This is a genomic window from Archangium lansingense (genome assembly GCF_026626635.1).
Taxonomy (GTDB): domain Bacteria; phylum Myxococcota; class Myxococcia; order Myxococcales; family Myxococcaceae; genus Archangium; species Archangium lansingense.
On sequence record NZ_JAPNKA010000001.1, the window covers coordinates 7,062,267 to 7,085,078 of the forward strand.

19 protein-coding genes are annotated in these 22,812 nt (G+C 66.1%); 5 read left to right on the plus strand and 14 right to left on the minus strand.

What is annotated here, in order from left to right; all coding sequences use genetic code 11:
• Nucleotides 1–20: 20 nt before the first annotated feature.
• The 3 genes from OV287_RS28605 to OV287_RS28615 all read right to left on the minus strand — a co-directional run bounded on the left by OV287_RS28605 (nucleotide 21) and on the right by OV287_RS28615 (nucleotide 5,242).
• On the minus strand, nucleotides 21–1,799 hold the full coding sequence (locus OV287_RS28605; RefSeq protein WP_267537226.1) for an arginine--tRNA ligase: 1,779 nt from the start codon (nucleotides 1,797–1,799) through the stop codon (nucleotides 21–23).
• Nucleotides 1,800–1,920: 121 nt separating this feature from the next.
• Entirely contained in the window at nucleotides 1,921–3,132 is a 1,212-nt protein-coding gene (locus tag OV287_RS28610) for a tetratricopeptide repeat protein (protein ID WP_267537227.1), read from the minus strand.
• 52 nt (nucleotides 3,133–3,184) lie between these two features.
• Nucleotides 3,185–5,242: an NIDO-like domain-containing protein gene (locus OV287_RS28615; protein WP_267537228.1), complete on the minus strand. Its 2,058-nt coding sequence runs from the start codon at nucleotides 5,240–5,242 to the stop codon at nucleotides 3,185–3,187.
• A 261-nt stretch (nucleotides 5,243–5,503) separates the two neighbouring features.
• Here OV287_RS28615 and OV287_RS28620 point away from each other — a divergent pair, with 261 nt between their 5' ends.
• Together OV287_RS28620 and OV287_RS28625 are read left to right on the plus strand one after the other, a co-directional pair.
• Nucleotides 5,504–6,226 carry a hypothetical protein gene (locus tag OV287_RS28620; RefSeq protein WP_267537229.1) on the plus strand — a complete coding sequence of 241 codons (723 nt, stop codon included), beginning with the start codon at nucleotides 5,504–5,506 and terminating at the stop codon, nucleotides 6,224–6,226.
• Between the two features lie 2 nt (nucleotides 6,227–6,228).
• Nucleotides 6,229–7,056, plus strand: a complete 828-nt coding sequence (locus OV287_RS28625) for a hypothetical protein (RefSeq protein WP_267537230.1) — start codon at nucleotides 6,229–6,231, stop codon at nucleotides 7,054–7,056.
• 322 nt (nucleotides 7,057–7,378) lie between these two features.
• Here the strand turns inward: OV287_RS28625 and OV287_RS56500 are convergent, their stop codons facing one another.
• From OV287_RS56500 to OV287_RS28655, 8 genes are all read right to left on the minus strand, one after another.
• A complete protein-coding gene (locus OV287_RS56500) occupies nucleotides 7,379–7,594 on the minus strand; it encodes a mersacidin/lichenicidin family type 2 lantibiotic (RefSeq protein WP_373371844.1) in 216 nt (71 codons plus the stop codon).
• A 132-nt stretch (nucleotides 7,595–7,726) separates the two neighbouring features.
• Complete coding sequence (istB, locus tag OV287_RS28630) at nucleotides 7,727–8,554, minus strand: IS21-like element helper ATPase IstB (RefSeq protein WP_267533778.1); 828 nt, start codon at nucleotides 8,552–8,554, stop codon at nucleotides 7,727–7,729.
• Nucleotides 8,551–10,041: an IS21 family transposase gene (gene istA, locus OV287_RS28635; protein WP_267533779.1), complete on the minus strand. Its 1,491-nt coding sequence runs from the start codon at nucleotides 10,039–10,041 to the stop codon at nucleotides 8,551–8,553. The genes istB and istA overlap by 4 nt, the downstream gene beginning before the upstream one ends.
• 486 nt (nucleotides 10,042–10,527) lie before the next feature.
• On the minus strand, nucleotides 10,528–11,010 hold the full coding sequence (locus OV287_RS56820) for an ASCH domain-containing protein (RefSeq protein WP_506344826.1): 483 nt from the start codon (nucleotides 11,008–11,010) through the stop codon (nucleotides 10,528–10,530).
• The gene (locus OV287_RS28640) at nucleotides 10,994–13,078 is read right to left on the minus strand and encodes a GNAT family N-acetyltransferase (RefSeq protein ID WP_267537231.1); all 2,085 of its coding nucleotides are present in this window, start codon (nucleotides 13,076–13,078) and stop codon (nucleotides 10,994–10,996) included. The genes OV287_RS56820 and OV287_RS28640 overlap by 17 nt, the downstream gene beginning before the upstream one ends.
• Nucleotides 13,079–13,571: 493 nt before the next feature.
• Entirely contained in the window at nucleotides 13,572–14,093 is a 522-nt protein-coding gene (locus OV287_RS28645) for a gamma-glutamylcyclotransferase (RefSeq protein WP_267537232.1), read from the minus strand.
• 28 nt (nucleotides 14,094–14,121) lie between these two features.
• Nucleotides 14,122–14,700, minus strand: a complete 579-nt coding sequence (locus tag OV287_RS28650; RefSeq protein WP_267537233.1) for a GbsR/MarR family transcriptional regulator — start codon at nucleotides 14,698–14,700, stop codon at nucleotides 14,122–14,124.
• Entirely contained in the window at nucleotides 14,697–15,698 is a 1,002-nt protein-coding gene (locus OV287_RS28655; RefSeq protein ID WP_267537234.1) for a polyprenyl synthetase family protein, read from the minus strand. Before OV287_RS28655 ends, OV287_RS28650 begins: the two co-directional genes overlap by 4 nt.
• A 192-nt stretch (nucleotides 15,699–15,890) precedes the next feature.
• On the opposite strand from OV287_RS28655, the gene OV287_RS28660 reads away from it, so the two are divergent.
• Complete coding sequence (locus OV287_RS28660; protein WP_267537235.1) at nucleotides 15,891–17,423, plus strand: MFS transporter; 1,533 nt, start codon at nucleotides 15,891–15,893, stop codon at nucleotides 17,421–17,423.
• 48 nt (nucleotides 17,424–17,471) lie between these two features.
• On the opposite strand, the gene OV287_RS28665 is transcribed toward OV287_RS28660, so the two are convergent.
• Nucleotides 17,472–17,996, minus strand: coding sequence for a phage tail protein (locus OV287_RS28665; RefSeq protein WP_267537236.1), 525 nt, complete (start codon nucleotides 17,994–17,996; stop codon nucleotides 17,472–17,474).
• A gap of 374 nt (nucleotides 17,997–18,370) precedes the next feature.
• Between OV287_RS28665 and OV287_RS28670 the strand changes: the two genes are divergently transcribed.
• The gene (locus tag OV287_RS28670; protein WP_267537237.1) at nucleotides 18,371–20,173 is read left to right on the plus strand and encodes a DUF7151 family protein; all 1,803 of its coding nucleotides are present in this window, start codon (nucleotides 18,371–18,373) and stop codon (nucleotides 20,171–20,173) included.
• 72 nt (nucleotides 20,174–20,245) lie between these two features.
• Here the strand turns inward: OV287_RS28670 and OV287_RS28675 are convergent, their stop codons facing one another.
• Both OV287_RS28675 and OV287_RS28680 read right to left on the minus strand, forming a co-directional pair.
• Entirely contained in the window at nucleotides 20,246–20,746 is a 501-nt protein-coding gene (locus OV287_RS28675) for a GNAT family N-acetyltransferase (RefSeq protein ID WP_267537238.1), read from the minus strand.
• Between the two features lie 7 nt (nucleotides 20,747–20,753).
• Complete coding sequence (locus tag OV287_RS28680; protein ID WP_267537239.1) at nucleotides 20,754–21,383, minus strand: hypothetical protein; 630 nt, start codon at nucleotides 21,381–21,383, stop codon at nucleotides 20,754–20,756.
• A 62-nt stretch (nucleotides 21,384–21,445) separates the two neighbouring features.
• Between OV287_RS28680 and OV287_RS28685 the strand changes: the two genes are divergently transcribed.
• Nucleotides 21,446–22,735 (plus strand): LVIVD repeat-containing protein, encoded by a 1,290-nt coding sequence (locus tag OV287_RS28685; protein ID WP_267537240.1) that lies wholly within the window; start codon nucleotides 21,446–21,448, stop codon nucleotides 22,733–22,735.
• Nucleotides 22,736–22,812 lie beyond the last annotated feature (77 nt).

Sequence of the window (22,812 nt, forward strand, 5' to 3'; positions counted from 1 at the left end):
CGGCGGTCACCACCCCACCCTCACTCCTCCTCGGGCGGGGCCTCCATGTACTCGGGGGCCTGGATGCCCAGCAGCGCGAACGCGCTCCGCAGCGTCTGCTTCAGCGCCGCCACCAGAGCGAGCCGGCCCTGCGTCTTCTCCGGGTCCGCGCTGATGATGGGGTCCGCCTTGTAGCGCGTGTAGTAGCTGTGGAAGTCGGTGATCAGCTCCTGGCAGAAGTACAGCACGTGGTGCGGCTCCAGCCGCTCGGCCGCGCTCGCCACCACGTCGGGCAGCTGGCTCATCTTCTTGAGCATCACCAGCTCCTCGGGCAGCGTCAGCCGCGCGAGGTGCGCCTCCGTTAGCCCCTCCAGCCCAACGAACGTCTGCCCCTTCTCCACCGCCTTCTTCAGGATGTTCGCGCACCGCGCGTGGCCATACTGGAAGTAGAAGACGGGGTTCTCCTTCGACTGCTCCTTCACCTTGTCCAGGTCGAAGTCGAAGCGCGCGTTCGCCGTCTTCATGAGGAAGAGGAACCGGCACACGTCCGCCCCGGCCTCGTCGATGAGGTCCTCCAGCTCGAACACCGTGCCCTTGCGCTTGCTGACCTTCACCTCCTCGCCACCCCGGGTGATGCGGACGATCTGCACCAGCAGGAAGTCGAGCTTCTTCGGCTCCAACCCGAGCAGGATCATCCCCGCCTTGATGCGCGGGGTGTGGCCGGCATGGTCCGCCCCGAGCACGTCGATGATGCGATCGAAGCCGCGCTCGTACTTCTCCTGGTGGTAGGCCAGGTCCGCCGTCAGGTACACGGGCGTGCCGTCGTGCCGGAGGATGACGCGGTCCTCGTCATCCCCGTGCTGGCTCGTCATGAGGAAGGTGCCACCGCGCTGCCGCTCGGCGTACTGGGCGGCCTTGCTGTCCTCGCTCCGGACCTTCTCGCCCTCGCGCCGGGCCTCGGTGGCCTCGTACGTCGCGCCGCGCGCCTTGTACTGCTCGGCCACCGCCTTCACCTTGCCGGCCGCATGCAGCGAGGCCTCGCTGTAGAACACGTCGTGGCGGATGTTGGCCTTCTCCAGGCTGGACTGGATGGCCTTCATGTTCTCCCGGATGGCCACCGAGATCGCCACGGGCAGCCACTCGGACTCGGGCGCCTTCAGGTAGCGCTCGCCCACCTCGGCCTTCCACGTCTTCGCGATGTCGATGACGTACTCGCCCGGATACTCGCCCTCGCCCAGCTCCACCTGCTCGCCGAAGAGCTGCCGGTAGCGCTTGTGCAGGGTGCGGCCCAGCGTCTCCACCTGCTTGCCGTAGTCGTTGATGTAGAACTCGCGCGTCACGTCATGCCCGGCCGCTTCCAGCAGCCGCGACACGGCGTCGCCCATGAAGGCCCCGCGTGCATGGCCGATGTGCACCGGCCCCGTCGGGTTCGCCGAGACGAACTCCACCATCACCCGCTTGCCCGTGGACTTCGGCGCCCGCCGCCCGAAGGTATCCCCGGCCCGAAGCACCTCGCGCGCCACGTCCAGGATGACGCCCGGCTTGAGGGTGAAGTTGAGGAAGCCCGGCCCCGCCACGTCCACCTTGGCGACGATGCCCTCCTTGTCCACCAGGCCCTTCACGATGGCGTTCGCGATGTCCCGGGGAGGCTTGCCCTCCGGCTTCGTGAGCATCATGGCCACGTTCACGGCCCAATCGCCGTGGGCCGGGTTCTTCGGGGGCTCCACGGCGTAGCCCGGCACCTGCTCCAGCTTGAGCGTGCCGGCCGCCTTCAGCGCCGCGAGCGTTTCATCGATGAGAGCGAAGACCTTCTGCCGCATGGTACGTCCTTCTCCAGTCACAGCCTTGAGGGCGGCGCACTGTATGCGGATCCGGTGTGGGCTTCACGGCTTCCGTATGCCCACTGACGGTGAACCCGCTGCGCGCTGACGGGGGACGCCCTCACTCCCGGGTGATCACCGCCGTCCTTCCGGGCTCGGGCGGTCTGGGAGGCTCGGGGAGGCGGGTCTCGATGGGCCGGCGCTCCTCGAGCTCCGAAGCCCGGCCGCTCGCTCCGAGCGCCTGGTTCAGCGAGGCGAACTGCGGATCCGTGGCCAGCCGCTCGAGCAGCAGCTCCCGCCCGAAGCGGGGCGAGGCCGTAACGAGCAGATCGATGACCTCCCGGGCGGGCCGCCCCTGACGCAGCAGCAACTCCGCGTAGCGCAACAGCGGATCCGCGAACCAGCGGTTGGCCTCGGCGGCCTTCCCGTAGGCCTCAATCGCCTCGGGGAGCTGGCCCCGTGCCTCCAGCAGCAGACCCGCGTAGTAGTGGGACATGGGGAGGTTGTGGTCCCCGGCCTGCGCGTAAACCCGCAGAGCCTCGTCCTCCCGCCCGAGCGCGAACAAGGCACTGGCCTTGCCCGCGAGGAACGGCTTGCGCTTGGGGTCCGTCTCCAGGTGGCTGCCCAGCAGTTCCTCGTAGGATTGCAGCGCCTCCTCGTAGCGGCCCTCTCCGAGTTGCAGCGCGGCCAGGTCCCCGAGCGCGTGGTACGCCCGCAGCCGGTCCTCCCGCGTCTCGCGCCTGGCCACCACCTCGCGCAGCGCCGCGAGCTTCGCCTCCACCGCCGCCTGCTGCGCGAGCGCCTGCTCCCCGGCCTGCTTCCAATCGCTGTCCTTCATGAGGGCACGCAGGTCCTCAGGCGTGGGCACGTGGACGTGGAGCATCAACGTCTGCTTCACCTGGGAGTCGCCGTCCTGGACGAGTACGCCCACCTGGTGGAGACCTGGAGATTTCGGGGCCACCCAGGTCACCGTCGGCCCGTTCTCCTGCTCCAGGCGCCCCCGTGCCGCCACCCAGGTGTAGCGCCGCGCACTGGCCTCCCCCGAGCCTCCTTCCACCTCGCAGCCCAGCACCACACGCCCCCCTACGGGCACGTCATGCGGGGTCGCGGTAATGCGGACGATTCGCAGGGGAGCCTGTGCCGGCCGTGAAGCGCTCGCCGTCTCCACCTGAGCGGAGGACGCGGAGGGCACAGGGGTCCGCACCGGGGCCCGCTCCGACTCGGACGGCGCCCCTCCCCCGCTCCAGATGGCGAGGCCACTGCCCAGCACCGCGGCGAGCCCCAGGCCCATCCACCGGGCCCGCCCCAGGCGCTGACTGGCTGACGACCTCATCCTCGCTCCTTCCCGGACGCCCGGGCGGACCATCCCCGAGCGCGGCTCCGGCTCACTGCTCCGCCCTCACCCAGGAGAGCATCCGGTTGGCGAGCGCGGAGGTGAGAACCTCATGATTCTCGTTGTAGTCATTGGACGCCCAGTCCTTCCACTGGGTGGGAGCAAGCGAGCTGTAGTTGACCGGGCAGCTCGAGCTGGCCGTCTCCGTGCCGAGCGCGTTGCCCGTCACCGCCAGCGCCGAGTCGGCGTTGATGAAGGCCGGCTCGAACTGGAGGCGCAGCCGGAAGGTGCCGCAGAGGGAGGCGCCCTCGTCCGTGTTGACGTCGGCGGCGGTGATGCTGCGCGAGCCCGCCACGCAGTCGCGCTGGCCCGGCTCCCAGTCGCGATCCTCCGAGCAGAACCACCCGGTATAGGTGAAGTCAAACAGACGCGAGTCGCCGCCCATCTTGGTGAAGCCGTTGGTGGGGTTGGCGTCGCTGAAGGCCAGCGCGTAGCGGGGAATGGCAGACGAAGGCCAGCCGATGCTCCCGTAATACAGGTCATGGTAGCCGGAGGTGTTGCTACAGGTGGAGTTCTCCGGCTCGTTGTCACAGGAGCACGTGGTGGCCATGCTGTAGGCCATGTCGTAGGCGGGCGGCGAGGTGAGCTTGCGCCGACCGGGGTGCGTCGCCGACTGGTGGCACATCAGGAGCGTCTGGACGCCGCGGTAGGCGCGGCCCAGGTTGGCGCCGAGCTGGGGCGAGTCCACGGAGTACCAGGCCTTCACCTTGCTCAGGATGTTGTTGGTGTTGTTGTGCAGGGTGTCGCGCAGCACGACGCCGCCCTGGCTGATGCCGGCCACCTGCACCTTGCTGCCCGCGGGCATGCGGCCGACGATGTCATCCACCCACGCGGCCACCTCGCCCCGGAACCAGCCGAGCCGCTGGTTGCCGTCACCATGCTTACCGATGATGACGTCGAAGCCCTCGGCGTTGAGCGTGCGCACCAGGTCGCCCATCAGCATCAGATAGTTGGCGGTGGAGTCCTCGTTGAGCGGATCGAAGCCGGTGATGATGAGCAGCGGCTTGTCGAGCGGACCGCTCTGCCAGTAGTCGAGGACGGCGCGGTAGGGAGTGGTACCGGCGTAGGTGACGGAGAAGGCGCTCTGCTGCGTCTGCCGGGGCGTCACGTCGGAGCGCTTGAGGAAGACGTAGGTGCCGCTGGTGATCACGGTCTCGCCACCGGCGAGCGGATAGGTGGAGACGCTGTAGCCCGAGATGTCACCACCGAAGCGGGTGCCCCGGATCGTGGGCGTCTGGGCACAGGCCGCGGCCGCGCGCGCCCACTCGTCGTTGGAGGTGGTGCTGACGGTGGAGATGGAAAGGTTGGAGGAGCCGCAGGTGTAGTCGAGCGTGTAGAGCAGACCGGGACGCGGCTGGTTGAAGAGGCCGTCGCGGATGTTGACGTAGAGGCCCGCGGCGCCCGGGCGGGTGAAGCGCCTGGCGGTGAAGTTGGAGAGGATGGCCTCGTTGTAGCTCACCGGATGGGCGACGGTGTTCTGCCCCTCCTGGAAGCCGGAGGTGGCCGAGCTGCCGTTGTCCGCGCCAGCGCCGTAGCCCCCGGTGACGGTGCCGTAGTGGAACTCGATGGCGCCGTCGCTGAAGAGCTTCACCTTGAAGGTGTAGCCGCCGGTGGCGGACTGCCCGTAGTGGTAGAGGTTGCGCCACTCCACCACGTAGGCCGAGCCCACCGCACCCGCGTACACGTCGCCACCCGCCCCCGGGTTCCAGTCGTCCCACATGGGGGCGATCATCCCGGCGGGCGCGGCGGTGGAGCCCGACCACGAGAGCTGAGGGTTGCTGATGCTGGAGGCGGTGGTGCTGCCGAGCACCAGGTAGCCGTTGCTCGAGACAGTCACCTGCGTGAAGGTCTTCCCATAGAAGGGGAAGGCGAACGGCAGGTTCACCACCTCTGAGCAGTCGTCACACCCCGACACCGTCGACAGCAGGGTCGGAGCCGAGCTGGCGTCGTACGCCGCCGTCGACGTGTTGTAGTTCGCGCTGGCGCTCCCGGCGCCGAGTCCCATCATCAGCGCGGTGAGCAGCGCGCTCTGCTTGAGTGTCCGATTCATCGAGGCTCCCTGCTGGCCGCCAGGAAATCGGCCAAGCATCCTGCACTCAGAGTAGAACCAGAAGTTCCAGAGAGTCCAGGGAGTCCATAAGAGTTCACCCGTACGGCCCGCGGCGCAGCCGCCCGACGCACTCCACCCGCAGCGATGTGGGGGCCAGCCGCGTCAGGAAGTCGACTCCCACCGAGTCAACGGCTCGCGCTTCGTTTCAGGCGGTGCGAGTCTGAATGCTCCCTTCTGAACCCTGCCCGGAAGGAGCCCCCGATGCGACCGCTGCTGCTGGGAGTCATCATTGTCCTGGGGTGCGCTCCGAGCCTCTCCCGTTCGCACGGGGTAGGCGTGATGGCTTCGGCTCCGACGGGGACGAGCCTGCTGGTGCGTGGCGGGTCAGCAGCGGACACGCTGGATGAATGGGCCGCCTTCCTCCCGGTGGAGTTCGACGAGGCAGGCCTCGCTGGCTGGAGTGCGGAGGCGCTGCGCTCGGCCGGCTACCGGCTCTCCGTCGTCGAGCTCGAGGACCCCGTCGAGTCCGGACCCGAGCGGGACCCAGAGAACGAGCCGGGTGAGTTCCTGTCGAGGCGTCCTCCCCGGCGGGGTGGCCCGGGTGGGCATCCGGGGCGACACCCGCCCGCGCTCAACCCTCGCCCGACACCGCAGCAGCGCCAGGACATGCAGAGGCGCGCGGCAGACCTGGCAGCAGTGCAGGCCGCGCGCAAGCTCTACCACCAACGATTGGCCGAGGCCCATGCGCTCTATCCCAACAGCCAGGGGTACCAGGACCACCACCTCGTTCCCGTGTACCTCGGTGGACCGAGGAGCGGCACGACGTACCGGATTCCCACTGCCTACCACAAGCTGCTCACCCGGGAGTTCCGGAAGGAATGGGGTTACGACAGGGGAGAACCCACTGCCCAGCGGCTTCAGGAAATCCTGCTCAAGGTCTACTCCCAGAACCCCATCCCCCAACTCATCGGAATCACTCCCTGACCATGCGCGAGATCATCGAATTCAGGATTGGAGAACCCGAGGCAAGTTCGTTTCTGGGAAACATAGGGAGAAGCCTGGGAATCGTCCGCAATGTCCGGTTGCCCCTGAAGGACGAGCGGGTCCGCCTGATTGGCGAGTTGGATCGCGAGTTCAACCGACGAGGACGCTCATTCTTCATGGGCTGGTCCATCTCCCGCCACTACACGCCGGAGGAGATCCAATCCGCACAAATGTTTGCTCTGCGCCCTCGCTCCATCTTCGAGCCCTGCGGTGAGATGAACGGAACGGAATATGACGAGTCGGAGGCCTGCTCGCTCTGCGGCGCAGGTGCACGTCAATCCACGGATCTGCATCTCGAGCCCGAAAGCATTCCGAAGCGGGATCTGAGTTTCACGATCGCCAGGGAGATTGTCATATCGAATCGGCTGGCCCAGGCCCTTCAAGCCCATGGCATCACGGGAGCCGGATTCCTACCAGTACGAGACCCAACGGGAAGTCTCCTCAGGGACTGGCATCAACTCACCATCACCTCCGCGCCGGTGGATATCGTTCCACCCACCCTGGTGGGCAACGATCTCTTCGATCTCGACGAGCAGGGGCAGTACCGCTGCCCTCAGGGCCATGTGCTCGGTTTGAATCGCCTCTCCGAGTTGTGGGTGCGAAGGGAAAGCTACGACGGCAGTGATCTGGTCCAGACGAGGCAGCTTACCGGTGCTCGACGGGGCGTGTTGCACCCGAAGCCCGAGTTCCTTCTCTCTCCGAAGTTGTATCGGCTCCTGCGCGAACTGAAGGTGGGCCGCCTCGTGGTGGAGGTGGCCTACTTGGCTTAGAGCGCCTAACAAAAGTAAGGTTTGAGGGAGCCGTCCCCTCGGGAGATCACTCCAGTCCTTACTTTTGTTAGGCGGTCTTAAGGCTCACTCGGACCAGACGAGCGCCACTAATGGAGTGCCCACGAAGTTGTTGGACATAGTCGCGACCGAGTCGCGCGACGACGCATAGGCGGGAGATCCCGTGTTGCGCCAAGAGGAGCAGTGAGCGGGGCCAGTGCCGGCGGGAAGGGCGCGCGCAATGCCGTTGCCCACCGTTTTCTGGACGCAGACGGGCACTGCGGCGGAAGCACCCCTGCCTCGCCAGCTGTGCGCTAGGAGGCAGTTACCATTCTCCACCAAACGTACCGCGCGTACACCTCACGGGGCCGGTGTTGCAGCGAGGGTGCTCGGTCATTTCAAACCTCGGCCTCCCTCCATGGACGTCCGCCAGATCCTCCTTTCCGAGTTCGGAAATGGACCAACCGGATGGTGACTCCGGAAGTTCGGCACGCTGTTCCTCGGACAAGTGCGCCCGGTACTCGGGATTGCCCAGCGTCAATTACTTTTTCCCCTTGGCGACAATTACACTTCCCCATCGGGTTGATGTTCTGACTGCGTTCACTTCATCGTCGCCATAGTCGTCGCTACGTCCGTCGGAGCCTCTGAGTCGGTCACCTCCTGTGCCGTGGTGTTACTCGTCCCCGGGCGCCCTACGCGGGGCCTTGTCGACCGTCTCCCGGCTCTTGGCCTTCTCGCTGCGGTAGCTGTCGCCGGTGAGCTCCAGAATCAGCGCGTGGTGCACCACCCGGTCAATCGCCGCCGCAGTCGTCATCGCGTCCTTGAAGATTCGGTCCCACTGCGAAAACACCAGGTTGCTCGTAATCAGGACACTCCTCCTCTCGTAGCGCTGGGCCAGGAAGGTAAACAGCACCTCCATCTCCTCCCGGTCCTGCTGGATGTAGCCGATGTCGTCGATGATGACCGCGTCGTAGCCGTCCAGCCGCCGCAGCTCCTTCTCCAGCAACAGGCTCTTCTTGGCCAGGAGCAGCCGCTGCACCAGCAGCACCGCCGGGATGAAGAGCACCTCGTAACCACGCTGCACCAGCTCGTGGCCTATGGCGCTCACCACGTGCGTCTTGCCGCGGCCCGGCAGCCCGAAGGCCAGCACGTTCTCCGCGCGCTCGATGAAGCCACCCTCGCACAGGGCCGGTAGCTGGCGGCGCACCTTGGCCGGCAGCTTCTCCTGCTCGAGCGTGGCGAGCGTCTTGTCCGTGGACAGCCCCGAGGCCTTGAGCAGCCGCTCTATCCGTCGGCCCCGGCGCTCGCTCAGCTCCAGTTCCACCAGCTGGCGCAGGTAGTGCGGGCATGTCCAGCCCTCCTGTCCGGCGCGCCTGGCCAGCTCCTCGTGGTGGGCTGCGAATGCCGGCAGCTTCAGCGCTCGCAGCAGCATGGCCAGCGTCTGCTGCTGCTCGCCCTCGGCGCTCGCCGCTGCTCGCAGGGAAGTGGAGGTGGTGCTCATGAGGCCACCTCCCGCTGCTCCACCAGCAGCGCGTCATAGCTGCTCAGGTCCACCTCGGGCTGTGCCAGCTGGGGCACCTCAGGCCTGGCTGGCGCCACCAGCGCCTTCACCTGCTCGGCACCGCGCAGTCCGCCCTCGGCCAGCAGTCGCGCCAGCACCTGCTCCACCTGGGACTCCAGCGTGGAGGCCGCCAGGTGAAGAATCCGCAGGTACTCCACATCCGCGGCTCTCCTCCCCTCGTGCACCCGCTGCAACTCGTCGTACGCCTGGCGGAATACCAGCGAGGGGAAGAGGTCCTCCCGGTAGCGATACTGCGCGAAGGCCCCTGGCTTCTGCACCAATGACCAGATGATGTGCCGGTAGTTGATTCGGTGCCCGTTGCGACCCACCAGCCTGTCCACCACCAGCTGCGGCTTTCCCGCGTGCAGCACCTCCAGCCTGTCGTCATACACACGCACCCGCACGCGCTGGCCCACCAGCCGCGAGGGCACCGAGTACGTGTTGTGCTGCACCCGGATGGTGCTCCACGCCGTGACGACTACCTCCTGCTCGCTGTACTCCACCAGCCGCTGCACCGACAGCGGCCTCATCGCCGCGAGTTCCTCCTCCACCTTCCCTCCGCGCAGCCGGTTGGCCTTCTCCAGCACTCCCTGCACCCAGCTCTCGTACGCCGCGGCGCTCTCGAAGTCCCGGCTGCCGCGCATCAGCAGGTGCTGCAACAGCCGGCGTTTGAGCGCGCCGTTGAGCGCCTCCACGTCCCCGTTCTGCTCTTTCTTTCCCACCTCAATGGTGCGCGGCTCCATGCCCAGGTGCTTCATGAGCGCGAGGTACTCGGCGTTGAAGCCCCGCTTGCCGTTGCGCAGGTCATGCGTGGCGCTGGTGGAGTTGTCCGTCTGGTGGTAGCGCGGCACCTTCCCCAACCGAAAAACAGCCGCCTGCACTCCTCGCTTGATGGCCGCCATGGACTCCGAGTGGCACACCGTCGCCCATTCCCAGTTGGAGTAGGGCAGCACCGGGTGGCACAGCAGGTGCGCGAAGGGCTCGCCTCCCACCGTCACCTCCAGCTCATTGGCCCACGTGAAGTCCGTCTGCATCGCTTCCCCGGGCCGATGCTCCTGGGCGAAGAACACCTGCTTCTCCGGCCCCTGCTGCGCTCTCCACTGGCGCACTTTCCGCTGCAACGTGCGCAGCTGCCCCGGCTTGTAGCGGCCCGGCTCGCGAGCACACAGCTCCTCGAAGAGCGTCTTGGCCTCCAGCTCCGGCGCCTCCTTCAGCCGCTCGGCCAGGCTGTCCCACTGCTCCTCGAAGGGGTCCTCCCGTGTCCTCCAGGTGCGCTCCTGCTCGAGCTCCGAGGGGAACTTCCCCTCCTTCATGTACTTGCGTGCCGTCTTGCGGTCCATCCCCGCCCGGGCCGACGCCAGCCCCAGGCGACCGTGCTTCGCCATCTCTTCCATCAGCTTCCTCACCTGGGCATCCGTCGTCCTCACCCGCCCATCCGAACCTCCGGAGTCACCGGGTTTCTACCGACGGCTGCCGTCACTCAGGATGGGGAGGTGTAGTTGTCGTTGATGGGGAGGTGTAGTTGTCGCTGAGCACGGGATCCTTCCATGCGCGGACAATCATCTCCTTCTTCATGGCGCGTTCTCCTGGGGCTGTTGTGGGTTCTCTCCTGCCCCACTGGATGGAGTGCGCATCCTGGCGGTGTGATGCTGGCAAGGCGTCAAGGGAAGAAAGCTCGCCGTCCTGAGGCAGCGGCGCGGCAGGCCATAGGCGGAATAGAGCCCATGCCCAGATTGCCTGGAGCTGTCCCAAGATGCACGAGTGGGTGAATCAGCATTTCTCCTGACTATGTCCAAAAACTTCGTGGACACTCCACAGACTCGGACTCAAGAGAACGACGGGTAACCATGAAGAATGGCTTCCGCGTGACCCTCGCGCCTTCAACAATGCCCAAGGGGAAATGAATATCGCGCTCACCGCCGCAAAGGAACCAAAACACGATCTCGCACTTGGACACCAATGCGCCTAACCTCCGTCTCCGTCAGGTAGTGATAAAGCTGGGGAGGCCTGAAGTCTGGCCACCTTCGTTTGATGGCGCTCCGCGGGATGGCTGGCTCAAAAGACCAGATCTCATCAAAGAGAATTCCATAACCAAGTGCTGCACCTCGGAAGTACAGATCGAACCCCTGCTTATCAATACCTGCTAGTCCTCCAATCTTCCGCCAGAGCACATCAGGAGATAGTTCTAGAACCTGATGCACCCGCCCACCGCCACCTATGACCTGCGCAGGGGAAGACACATAAAAAAGAACTAGATCCCCTCTTGAAAGCCGTGGACGTGTCCGTCGTAGCTCTACCTGCTTTGTCTGTTCGAAAAAGCGCTTCGCGTAGACCGGATGGAGAGAGAGCAGGAGGATACGGGGGGCGCGAATGTCGAGTTCAGGAGCGGGAAGCATCGTAAAGCCTCACGAACGCTTCAGGGGGAATCTTAATCGGAGACTGAAGCTGAGTGCGTATCCCAAACTCTTCCAGAACAGACAGCATCTGCTTGCGAGGAACTGGCCGACGGAGCGCCTCGGAGTCACAAAACCGCAGAGCCATGAGCCTCCCATTCACATCTCCCCTGGCTGTGTCCAGCACGTGTCGCCACTCGTAGATACCTAGACGCCGGAACCTGCGAAATACGAGCTTAGGTGTATCGATCACGACCTCCTCCAGCCGCGAGCACGCCCTCACCTCGCCTGTTCCTCCGAAGCGGCCCTTCTTATCCTGGCTGACGTACCAAAGGATTCGAGCTGGAGCCTTGAGGTAGGGAGCGTGCGCTGCCCTGTAGTAGGCCGCCTCCCGGTTGAGTGCCAGATCGATCCGAGCACCAAAGAGATCATGAGCAGCCAGCCGCTCATCAAAGAGATGCTGAGCCCATTGCGGCTGGATAGGGACAACATAGGTTGGCAAGACCGCATCCGACACCTTGGAGGGCCAAATGGCGCGCTCGAACTCTGCGGCAAGATGCGGATTCTGCCTCAAATCATCTGACGCAATACCAGCTATAGATGCCTGGGCAATCTCAGCTGCGCACAGCCTTTCGCTCAAGAAACTCCGAAATTGCCCAAGAAGCTCGCTTGCAGGCTCCAAACGGGCAATGCACGGACGGATCCACCCATCCTGTGTCTTCAAAAACGGATCCATTCGGATTGCCTGCTGGGTGTCAGAATCCAGCAACGAATCAGTAATCCGAAGCGAATGACAATCTTGCTGGACAGCTTTCTTGACACAATAAAAAAGAAGGTGTCGAGCAAGAGTAGGTGCCAACTGACTGGGAGCCACACGAAGAAGCGGGATTAGCAGTTCTCCAGATTCAGTACGCCTTCGGACAAGGATGGCCAGCGCATTCCCCTCAGGACCAGCCACCCACTCACACTCCGTCGTATGAGGCGTAGCAAGAAATTCTCTCAATCGAGAGAGAAATGAGAGCTTACTTTCACCGGCATTTGCATTGTGAAGATGTGGAGCCAGCAACTCATCCTGTCCCGTCTGCACATGGCCAATGTGCAGCATTGTCCCAGATAATCTCTTGGGTTGATAGCGTGACTCCTGGCTCAACGCATCAATGTGAAGGACAAGATCCGAAGGCCGGATGACAGTAATGTTATGGGCACGGTAGATGTCTTCATCCGCATCCAACAGACGCCCATCCCGAGTCACAAAAAAGGAGAAGCCACCCGCAATCGCGCGTGCGAGATGTCTCAGATCCGACTCGTCACTTGTACCTTGAGAAGGCAATCGTACCGAAAGCTCCTCATAGATGCGCGAAATCGTGTCCCAGGGGCAAGGCAAGCACTTCTCGAAACGACTGACCTCCTTACGGAGCCGTTTTCGCTCCTGTAGACCGTCCTTGTTACGAAGAATCTCATTGAACAGCTCGTCGGTTACGTACAGCCGCAAGCTGTCCCGAAGCCAATCGGCCAGAAGCGCTTTGGAATCAGCTCGCCGAGTTCCTTTTCCAGCAACCAGGTCGAAGAAGATGTTGGCATCAATGACAGCGCGCACCTGACCTTGCCCAGAGGGAACCGCAAACAGGCTGGGATGTGGATTTTCACGCCACCAGAAGGTCAATAGATCCCCATCATGGCTGCGCCCGACGCGCTCATTACTGGCAACAAAGCCGAGCTTTGGCCAAACGTTACTCACAGGGAAGTCTCGGCGACACCACAGTTCCATTCCACGATACACAGATTCAATGCGGCTCAGTTCTTCCACAAGCTTGCGAGCTGTGCCACACCCTCTCTTGCTTGAGTCAACGCACAAGTGGGTAATAGCGATGCGATCGTCCTTCCTACGATACAAGACGTACCCGATGCACTCGCCAAACTCGTCAAAGGCACCCAGAATGCACCGCCGCTCAGCCTGCTCGTCGAAAGCTCCCTCGGGAAGGAAACCAAGCGTGGCTGAGTGTTTCCGCCAAAGCTTTTTGACGGTGGGTAGGTGGGGTGAATTCGGAAGAATGACCTTGATCTTGACCATGAACCAGATCCTTTGTGGTCGCGTACGATGTCACGAGCATGCCAGGTGCGAAACTTCCGAATCGGCCGGCGATCTTCATACGGGCATCTGACATGCCGCTCTCGCAGCCCTGCGTAGTTACAGCTACTTGGATCTAGGAGCCTGTCGGAATACCTCGGCTACCCACTACATGAGGGGTAGTGCGACTCAAACACACCGCTATGGTTGGTATGTAGGAGTCGTTTTTCGGCGATTCTCCGACAAGCTCCTAGAGCTAATGCCTCCAGCAGACTTGCCATGGTGGCGCTGGAAGGCGACCCTGACCCGAAGTTGCTACGAACGAGACTTGGTTGTTAGCGGCGAAGGGATGATGCGAGAAAAGAGAAAGGCCCTGGAGTTTCGACGAAAGTCCGCGAAACTCCAGGGCTTTGAATGTTCGGGAATACAGGACTCGAACCCGTGCCCCCTTGCGCCCGCTCCCGAATCCAAGGCGCCTGCCCCGTCCCTCGCTCCCCTACTCCCCGCGGCGCAGCCGCTCGATGTACTCGGCGGGCAGTCCGGCGCTCTGCGCGCCGCGCACCAGGGCATCAATGAACCGCTGGCTGATGGGGCCCTCGGTGGACGCCCGGCGCGGCGACGTCACGAACGCCGTGGCCTGCAGTTCCTGGCCCTCGACCCGGACGCGCACGAGCCGCTCCACGGACATGCTCGTCACCGCGCCCTCCTTGTGCTGGATGATGGGCCAGTCCTTCCCGCCAATCTCGAACAGCCGCCCGTACACGCTCTTCCCCGGCGCGTCCGTCAGCCCCGCCACGCGCCCGCCCCACCACCTCGAGGGGAAGTCGTACACGAGGTCCACGTCCAGCGCCTCGGCCAGCTTGCCCTCGGGCAGCTCGAAGAAGTCGTAGCTGTGCTGCGAGCGCCACTCCTCGAAGGCGGCCCGGTCCAGAATGGTCGAGTACGCGAAGTACAGCTTCGAGGCGGCCGTATCCGCCGTGCTCCGCGCCTTCATGACCTGATCGTAATGCGAGTCCATCCGTGCCTCCCTCGGCTCCCAGGCCGCCTCACTGCCGGGTCGAATCCTCGCGCAGCGCGCCGAGGATCCCGGCCACGTCCAGGCGTGCCGTCTTGATGAACAGCCGTAGCGCGCGCTCCACGTGCTCGGCAAGCGTGGCCATCTTCTCCAGGCGCGAAAGATGTTCGCGGGGAACGTTCCCCGACTCCACCGCCAGCCGGTGGGCCTCGGCCAGGTCCGCTCGGATGCGCTCGATGAACCCCGCCTCCCGCTCCTCAATCACGTGCGACACCATGCGGATGAGGTCCGTCTCGGCGCCGTAGCGCCAGGCGCTGTCCTGGGGTGAACGCACGCGGCGCACCACGCCCCAGCGCTCCAGGTCCCTCAGCAGCATGGAGACTCCGCCCTTGGAGAGCTCCAGCTCGCGCTCTATCTCACCGGCGGTGAGGGGCTCGCCGCGCAGGTACAGCAGAGCCCAGACGCGGCCCTGGTTGCGCTTGAAGCCCCAGAACTCGATGACGTTGCCCACCGCGTCCACCGCGATGGCTTCCCAGGGAGCGAGACGACCGTTGCCAGAGCCCTCCCCCCGAGCCCCTTCGAGACCGCCCGTCCACAGGTAGCCCTTCATGCAGCACGGCTCTCTTGCGCCTGGGCAGCGATGCCCACCGACAGCTTGCGCGCCCAGTCCACCAGCTCCGCCCCCGTCCCCTGCTGGGCGTAGTGCCCGAGCGCGTCCACGGCGGCCTCGAGCTCCTTGTTCATCCGCTCCATGGACAGCTCGACGGCGCCGGTGGCCTCGATGGCGTCGCCGATGGCACGGGTGCGCTCGGGGTTGACGGTGGTGAAGGCCCACGCGTCCTTGAGCTTGTTCTTCAGCGAGCCGTCGCGCGCCACCGCCAGGAGGATGGGCAGCGAGGGAGTGCCCGAGAGCACGTCCGCGTAGCGCGGCTTGCCGGGGTCCGTGCCGAGCACGTCGCGGATGTCATCCGCAATCTGGAAGGCCACGCCGAAGCGGCGGCCGAAGAGATCGAAGCGCTGGGCGGCCTCGGGCTGGCCGGCGAGCGTGGCGGCGGCGCTTCCGCACCAGCCGAAGAGCGAGCCCGTCTTGCCCTCGGCGACGAAGCGCAGGCGCTCCAGGGGCAGCTCCAGGTTGCCGCGGGCCTCCACCTCGGTGATGGCGGCGCGCGACATCTCCACCACCACGGAGAGGGCGGACTGGGTGAGGCGTGGGTCCAGGTGGGACAGGCGGTGCAGCGCGGTGGAGAGGATGAGATCTCCGCTCATCACCGCGACGATGTTGCCCCAGCGGGCGTTCACCGTGGGCCGAGCGCGGCGGTACATGCCGGCGTCCACCACGTCGTCGTGCAGGAGACTGGAGGAGTGGATCATCTCCGCGGCCACGGCCACATCCACCAGCTTCTCGGGGGCCACATTCACCGCGCCGCCGAACAGGCGTACCAGCATGGGGCGGGCGCGCTTGCCGCCGGTGCCGATGCACAGGTGGCGCGCGGCCTCCATCAGCGTGTCACCCTTCACACCCGGGCCCGCATCCCCGTCCGCCAGCATGGTGCCCAACCGCTGCTCCACGCTCCCCAGAAAGTCCGCCAGCTCACGCGCGAGTTCCATGTACCCCTCTTCTCCCTCTGCGCCGTTCATATAGTTCAAGACCGCGTGAACTGCACCTGCTTCCTGCATGGACGAGCAGGCGGAGGGGCCTGGAAGGGGGGCAGCCAGGCGCCAGGGGTCGGTTTGAGTGGGTGCGGCGCGTCATGAGACAGACCTGGGCCGTCCTGCGTCTCCACTGTCTCAAGGGTCCGCGTGTCTCTCGCCGTCCTGCGCCGCCACGTCCTCCGCAGCTTCGCTGCCCTGGCCTCCGCCGTCCCCCTCTTCCGGCCCGGCAACTCGCTTCCGGGCTCGGCAGCCCCGTTGATGGGAGCGCCGCCGGCGAGCACCACCCCCACCTCCGAGCCGGGCAACGCGGCGCGGCACGCCCTGCGCCACTCCCTGAAGACATCGGTGGCCGAGGGAATCGTGGCGGAGGTCTTCACCGCGTGTGCGGGGGCCACGGTGCTCACCGCGTGGGCGCTGGCGCTGAAGCTGGGGCCCTTGCTGGTGGGGGTGATGACGGCCCTGCCCTTCTTTGCCCAGTTCGTGCAGTTCCCGGCGGCGTGGCTGACGTCCAGCTTCGGGCACCGGCGGGTGGCGCTGACGGCGGTGTGCCTGTCGCGCCAGGTGATGCTGCCGCTGTGCGTGCTGCCGTGGCTGCCATTGGAGCTGGAGGGACAGCAGCGGCTGCTGGTAGTGGTGGCGGGGGTGTCGGCGGTGCTGGGAGTCATCGGCAACAACGCCTGGGTGGCGTGGATGGGCGAGCTGGTGCCCGAGTCCATCCGGGGGCGCTTTTTCGGCCGGCGCACGGCGCTGTGTACGCTGGGGAGCACGCTGACGTCGCTGCTGGCGGGCGTGTTGATGGACAAGCTGCGCCCGCCCGAGGGCGTGGGACTGGGCCTGCCGCTGCTGGCCGCGCTGGCCTGCGTGGCGGGCGTGATGACGACGGTGCTGATGGCGCGCCAGCATGATCCGGCACCGAACAAGGAGAAGGCGAAGCTGGACTTCCACGCGGCGCTGCTGCCGCTGCGCGACGAGCGGGCGCGCCGGGTGCTGGTGTACCAGGTGGCGTGGAATGCAGCGGTGGGGGTATCCGCGCCCTTCTTCTCGTTCCACATGCTGAAGAACCTGAAGATGAGCTTCCTGACGATGGCCCTGTACCTGGCGGCGGTGGCTGGGATGCGCATGCTGGCCGCGCCAGTGTGGGGCAGGCTCATTGATAGGCTGGGAGCGCAGCCGGTGCTGCTGACGTGCTCGCTAGGAATTGGCGTCATCCCGGCCCTCTGGCTGTTCCCGACGGCCACGTTCCTCTGGCCGCTGCTGGCGGACGTGGTGCTGGCGGGAGTGCTCTGGGGTGGCCACGGCCTGGCTGCCTTCGCGCTGCCGCTGTCGGTGGCGCCGCGCCGGGGCCGACCCTTCTACCTGGCGGCGTTCTCCACGGCGGGAGGCCTGGCCTATGCGGTGGCCTCGGCGCTGGGCGGGGGCCTCGCGAGCCTGCTGCCCACGGAGTTCACTCTCGGGGGCCACGTATGGGTGAACCTGCACGTGCTCTTCTTGCTATCCGCGGTGGCGCGGGTGGCCGCGGCCTTCCTGGCCATGCGCATCATCGAGCCGGACGCGAAGCCGGTGTGCTCACTGGGGGCGCTGCTGTCGCTGGTGGGCTCGCGGCTGAAGGCCCGTGCGGACCAACTGCCCGCTGCGGCTCCGGCGCTCGCCGAGCCCCGGTCCGCCAACGCGAAGTCCTGAGCGGAGGAGGCTCCGGGGCCCGCGAGGACCCCGGGCGCCCTGCTCACGTCAGTTGCGCGAGGGGTAGACGCCCTCGAGCGCGATGATGAAGTTCACGCACAGGAAGGGCGACATGTTGTTGTGCGGCTGGCTGCCACCCGCGATACCGATGGCCGCCGGGTTCATGGTGCCGTCGATGGGCGCGCCCCTGTAGTTCAGGTTCCCCCCCGTCGAGTCCGCCGCCAGGACCGTTCCCACGGGAGTCTCCGTGTCACCATCCTGGCTGCTGACATTGATCGTGTGGTTGTGCGCCGGCATCTGGTTGGCGATCAGGGTGACTGTCTCCGAACCGCCCTGCTCCCCCAGGGTGCGCGGCGACAGTCCTGGACCCTGGCCCGGCTGCATCGGGTACCGGCCGCGCAGGTCCGGCAGCGCGAAGGTCGTCTGCCCGTTGCCGCCATAGGTGGTGCCCAGGATGGAGAAGAGGGCCTGGTTCTGCGCGATGGGCAGGATCTGGCCCTGACAGAATGCCCAGCCCCGAGGCGCGAAGTTGCCAGCGAACATCACGATTTGCCCGATAAACGGCGTCGACATCTGTGCTCCCTGTTGGGTGTTGAGTGTCGAGCCGCCAACAAACCACGTCCCCGTACCGTGAGAAAGGAATTACTCGGCGTCAAGCTCTGACGGGACGCGTTGTGAAGACGATCACAGCATCCCACCAGGGACTGACACATACTGCGCGATTGCAACTGCAACAGGTTCTCGAAAGGACCCTGCCCATGCCGATGCTGCTGCCGCTCTCCCCTCGACTCCGATTGGGACCGTCTGGGTTCCGCGTCATGACTCTCTGTACCGCACTGGCCCTCTCGGCCTGTTCGAGCGGAGGCTCTCCGGGACCCCAGGGACCAGAAGGGCCGCAAGGCCCACAGGGCCCGCAGGGACCCGCCGGAGCGGCGGGCTCGGGTACCGTGGTACGGACCTCGGTCGAGCCGGAGGGCACCAACTGTGCGACGGCGGGCTCGAAGTTCGAGGTCGGCCAGGATGCCAACGAAAATGGCACCCTGGACGACAATGAGGTCGACGCCGCGCAGACGCGCTACGTATGCAACGGCGTCCAGGGTCCCCAGGGCGAGCAAGGCCCCGCGAATGGACCCGTGGGCCCCATCGGTCCCGAGGGGAAGCGCGCCCTGGTGAGCACCTCGGCCGAGGGAGCGAATCCCGCCACCTGCCCCACTGGCGGCATCAAGCTCGAGGCCGGCGTGGACGCCGATGGCAACGGCACGCTGGACGCGGCCGAAGTGGACATCACCCTGACCCGCTACGTGTGCAACGGTTCCCAGGGTACCCAGGGCCTCAAGGGCGACACGGGTGCCCAGGGCATCCAGGGCCTCAAGGGCGACACCGGCGCCACGGGAGCAGCTGGCGCCCGAGCCTTGATGAAGACGTCGAACGAGGCGACCGGTAGTTCCAACTGCGCCACCGGCGGTATCAAGCTCGAGGCTGGCGTGGACTCCAATGGAAACGGCACGCTGGAGACGACCGAGGTGGATTCGGCCCTGACCCGCTACGTTTGCAATGGCGCCCAGGGTATCCAGGGCCTCAAGGGAGACAAGGGCGACACCGGTACCCAGGGCATCCAGGGCCTCAAGGGAGACAAGGGCGACACCGGTACCCAGGGCATCCAGGGCCTCAAGGGAGACAAGGGCGACACCGGCACCCAGGGCATCCAGGGCCTCAAGGGAGACAAGGGCGACACCGGTACCCAGGGCATCCAGGGCCTCAAGGGAGACAAGGGCGACACCGGTACCCAGGGCATCCAGGGCCTCAAGGGAGACAAGGGCGACACCGGTGCCCAGGGCCCGGCAGGTAACATGGGGCTCTACGGAGATGGCTCGGCGGGCACGCTCTCCGTGGCGTCCGGCAGCACCCTGGATCTCACCATTTCCACCGTGTTCAGCAACCTGGTGACCCAGGGAAAGAGCAGCCTGCAGTTCACCACCATCGACATCGCGGGCACCCTCATCCTCCCGAGCGGGACGATGCTCCGCGCCACGGGTAACATCACCGTGAGCGGAACCATCGACGTGGCGCCCGGCACCGAGGACAGTGGTGGCGGCTCGCCGCATCCCGGCATCGCCGTCGCCCCCGCGGGCGACCCGAACGGAGGTATCGGGCTGAGCAACCTCCAGGCCCACCAGGTGCGCCGTCCCGTGGTTTTCGCCGGCGGCGCGGGCAGCCGCCTCGCCACGACGTCGGGAGGTGAGGGCGGCGGCGCACTGGTCATCGCCGCCGGAGGCAATTTCCTGGTCACGAGCACGGGCAACATCAACGCGAACGGCGCGAACGGGGGGAACGCTGCCGCCAGTATCGTGGGACCCGGGGGTGGAGCGGGAGGTGTCATCGTGATCGCCGCCAAGGGAACCCTCAATGTGAATGGCAACATCCGCGCCCGGGGTGGCAATGGTGGATCCGGCGGCACCGTCGCGAGTGGCGCTGGAAAGGGCGGCGGCGGAGGCGGTGGTGGCGGCATCATCCACCTCATCTCGACGTCTACGCCCACCATGGCAGGGTCCCTCCAGGTCCAGAACGGCACCGGCGGAAGCTCCGCGCCTCCCGTGGGCGCCAGTACCATCATCACGGCCGGTGGCGGTGGCGGTGCATGCGGTGGCGCTGGCGGTGATGGCAGCACCACCACAGCGGCAGGCGCCAACGGGGCGCTCGGTTACACCTTCCAGACGGTGGTGCCCGCCCCGGAGAATCTGCTGCTGTGACCTGAGCGGACGTCAACCCGTCCCCTCGTCTTGAAACAAACGGCCCGCGGGCGATGTCGCTCGCGGGCCGTGTCATTTCGGCCGCCATTCGAGGGCAAGATAGGGCTCCGACGTCCCCTGCCCCGCCTCGGCCACGGGCGTGAATCCCAGCCGCGTGTAGAGCCGTAGGGCCGGGTTGTTCCGCATGACGTGGAGCCGCAAGGGTTTGCCAACCGCCGCGGCCTCCTCCTGGAGCGAGCGCAGCAGCGAGGTCCCCAGGCCCGAGCCCCGGCACGCGGGCAGCAACGTCACATCCACCAGGAGCAGCTCGTGCTCGCCACGCACCACCCACTGGCGGCCCACGGGCTTGCCCTCGAGTTCGAGGATGCTGTGCCGCTCGGAGGGGTAGCGCGCCTCGTAGCCGCGCTTCTGCGCCATCCACTGCATGCGCAGGAAGGGCTCCTGCTGCGCCGCGCTCCAGCCCCAGGCCGCCATTTCCTCGGCGCGGGTGCTCGCGTAGAGCTCGAAGAGGAAGGCGTCGTCACTCGCGACGACAGGGCGAGAGCTGGGGCGGGTTGTCGGAACGGGGCTCATGCAGGCCTCACTTCGCGCGAAGTGCATCGCGGATCAACTCCCGGACCTTAGCCTCCGAACTCTCCGGGAGTGCGTGGCGATACGCCCGGGCCCCTGCCAAGAGCTCCTGAGCAGGCCCCGAGCTGGCGATCGCCTGGCGCTCGGCCTCGTCCGGGACGTCCTCCGTCGCACGCTCCGCCGTCCACTGGGAGGCTTCCAAGGCCATCAGGATCGCACGCCCGGAGGCCACGGCCTGCTCGCGCTCGGAGCCACCGCCCGAGGCTTCGTCATCGAAGAATTCCGCATTGCCGATCAGGTCGCGCAGCTCCTCGGTGCACGACTCGAGCCTGGCGTCCCCGGGTCGCCCTCCCCGCTCCAGCCATGCACACAGAGCCGTCAGGGCATCTTGTGGCAGGGTCGAGGAGGCGAAGTGGTGCTGCCAGCCCTCGTCCCTGGGAGCCCCCCGGCGCCACCGCTCCACACAGGCCTCGGCAATGGCAAGCGCGGCGCGGACGAGAACGAGCGTCCCCCATCGCGACAGCCCCCAGAGCCAATCCGAGAGTGGCCGTGCCCCAGGATCTTCGTCGAGGTAACTCTGAAGCCCATCGTCGCTCTGCCCGGTGGCCATGAAGGACACGGTAGCCCGGCATGAAGCCATTGTATCAATTACGTAAAATCATGTAATTCACGTCCTTCCATATTTCCAAGGAGATGAACGTGATGGGCATCAACAAGACGCGGGGACTCTTCATCGCGACGTGGCTGGCCGGAGCCGGGATCGCGGGATGTGGTCCCGCCCTGGAGCATGAGGCCGGAGACGAGACTCCGGGCACCGAGCAGCAAGCCCTCACGGAGGGGGCGCCGCTGACGACGCATGACGCGAGCTGCCTCAAGATGCAGGACCAGAACACGTGGACCACCTACGCCTCGTACATGACGGGCGTGGGCCCCGCACTGGGGCTGCCGGCCATCCTGCAGGACCTGAACCGCGCGGGCCCGGTGCTCACCTCCACCAATCGCCCGTCGGCCGTGGGCTACAAGGGCGGCTTCCGCTGGAACGACGGTGACATGGACACCACGGACTGGGTGCCCCAGGGCATGACCGCGGGCGTGTCTGGCAGCACCAACGTGGCCATCGTCGCCTGGCACTACACGCTCAGCAGCCCGGACAAGGGCGTGCGCGTCTCGGTGGCGGACATCTCAGACATGTCCCTGAGCGCGGTGAACTACCGCCACCTCCTGCTGGTGCGGCCCACCAGCGCCGGCAACTTCACCACCATCCCCGAGCACGGCGGCGGCCTGGCCTGGTACGGCAACTACCTCTACATGGCTGACACCGCGGATGGCGTCCGCGTGTTCGACCTCACGCAGATCCGCGAGGTGAGCACCAGCACCGCGTGTGAGACGGCCATCGGCAAGGTGGGCACGGAGTGGTGCGCCTACGGCTACAAGTACGTGCTGCCCCAGGTGAGCGCATACGTGGTGCCTTCGACGATCGTCAGCCCCTGCCGCCCCAAGTTCTCCTTCCTGGGCAAGGACACGCGTGGCGCCACGGACGTGCTGCTCTCGGGCGAGTACTGCAACAACACCGGCACGGGCTGCCCCTATGACGGCACCACGCCGGGGCTCGGCGGGCGGCTCTACCGCTGGCCGGTGGACTCCACCACCTGGCGCCTCAAGACGGTCAGCGGCGTGGTGACGCCCGAGCGCGCCTGGATCATGAACGAGCCCAACGTGCAGGGCGTGGCCCCCATCATGACCACGACGGCGACGACCTCGTATTGGCTGAGCTCGACGCGCTACAGCGGCGCCCTCTTCAAGGTGTCCACGGGCGCCTCGCGCACTGCCTACCTGTCCGGCAGCAGCCAGTGGGCCCGGATGCCCGAGGGCATGCACGCCACGGGCAGCGGCACCAACCTGTGGACGGTCACCGAGGGCTACAACAGCTCCACCAGCCCTGCCAGCGGCGGACGCGTGGTCTTCTTCGCGGACCAGGCCTCGCTCGACTGATCAACTGGGACTCGCGGAGCGTCTCCCGGAGCTGGAGCGCAGGACGCGCACGAGCTCCGGGAGGGCTTCTCCTCCAA

Bases quoted from the DNA above. Each gene is read 5' to 3' on its own strand.
- OV287_RS28605 (WP_267537226.1), bottom strand. From the start codon at position 1,799: ATGCGGCAGAAGGTCTTCGCTCTCATCGATGAAACGCTCGCGGCGCTG.
- OV287_RS28610 (WP_267537227.1), bottom strand. From the start codon at position 3,132: ATGAGGTCGTCAGCCAGTCAGCGCCTGGGGCGGGCCCGGTGGATGGGC.
- OV287_RS28615 (WP_267537228.1), bottom strand. From the start codon at position 5,242: ATGAATCGGACACTCAAGCAGAGCGCGCTGCTCACCGCGCTGATGATG.
- OV287_RS28620 (WP_267537229.1), top strand. From the start codon at position 5,504: ATGCGACCGCTGCTGCTGGGAGTCATCATTGTCCTGGGGTGCGCTCCG.
- OV287_RS28625 (WP_267537230.1), top strand. From the start codon at position 6,229: ATGCGCGAGATCATCGAATTCAGGATTGGAGAACCCGAGGCAAGTTCG.
- istB (WP_267533778.1), bottom strand. From the start codon at position 8,554: ATGAGCACCACCTCCACTTCCCTGCGAGCAGCGGCGAGCGCCGAGGGC.
- OV287_RS56820 (WP_506344826.1), bottom strand. From the start codon at position 11,010: ATGCTTCCCGCTCCTGAACTCGACATTCGCGCCCCCCGTATCCTCCTG.
- OV287_RS28640 (WP_267537231.1), bottom strand. From the start codon at position 13,078: ATGGTCAAGATCAAGGTCATTCTTCCGAATTCACCCCACCTACCCACC.
- OV287_RS28645 (WP_267537232.1), bottom strand. From the start codon at position 14,093: ATGGACTCGCATTACGATCAGGTCATGAAGGCGCGGAGCACGGCGGAT.
- OV287_RS28650 (WP_267537233.1), bottom strand. From the start codon at position 14,700: ATGAAGGGCTACCTGTGGACGGGCGGTCTCGAAGGGGCTCGGGGGGAG.
- OV287_RS28655 (WP_267537234.1), bottom strand. From the start codon at position 15,698: ATGGAACTCGCGCGTGAGCTGGCGGACTTTCTGGGGAGCGTGGAGCAG.
- OV287_RS28665 (WP_267537236.1), bottom strand. From the start codon at position 17,996: ATGTCGACGCCGTTTATCGGGCAAATCGTGATGTTCGCTGGCAACTTC.
- OV287_RS28675 (WP_267537238.1), bottom strand. From the start codon at position 20,746: ATGAGCCCCGTTCCGACAACCCGCCCCAGCTCTCGCCCTGTCGTCGCG.
- OV287_RS28680 (WP_267537239.1), bottom strand. From the start codon at position 21,383: ATGGCTTCATGCCGGGCTACCGTGTCCTTCATGGCCACCGGGCAGAGC.
- OV287_RS28685 (WP_267537240.1), top strand. From the start codon at position 21,446: ATGGGCATCAACAAGACGCGGGGACTCTTCATCGCGACGTGGCTGGCC.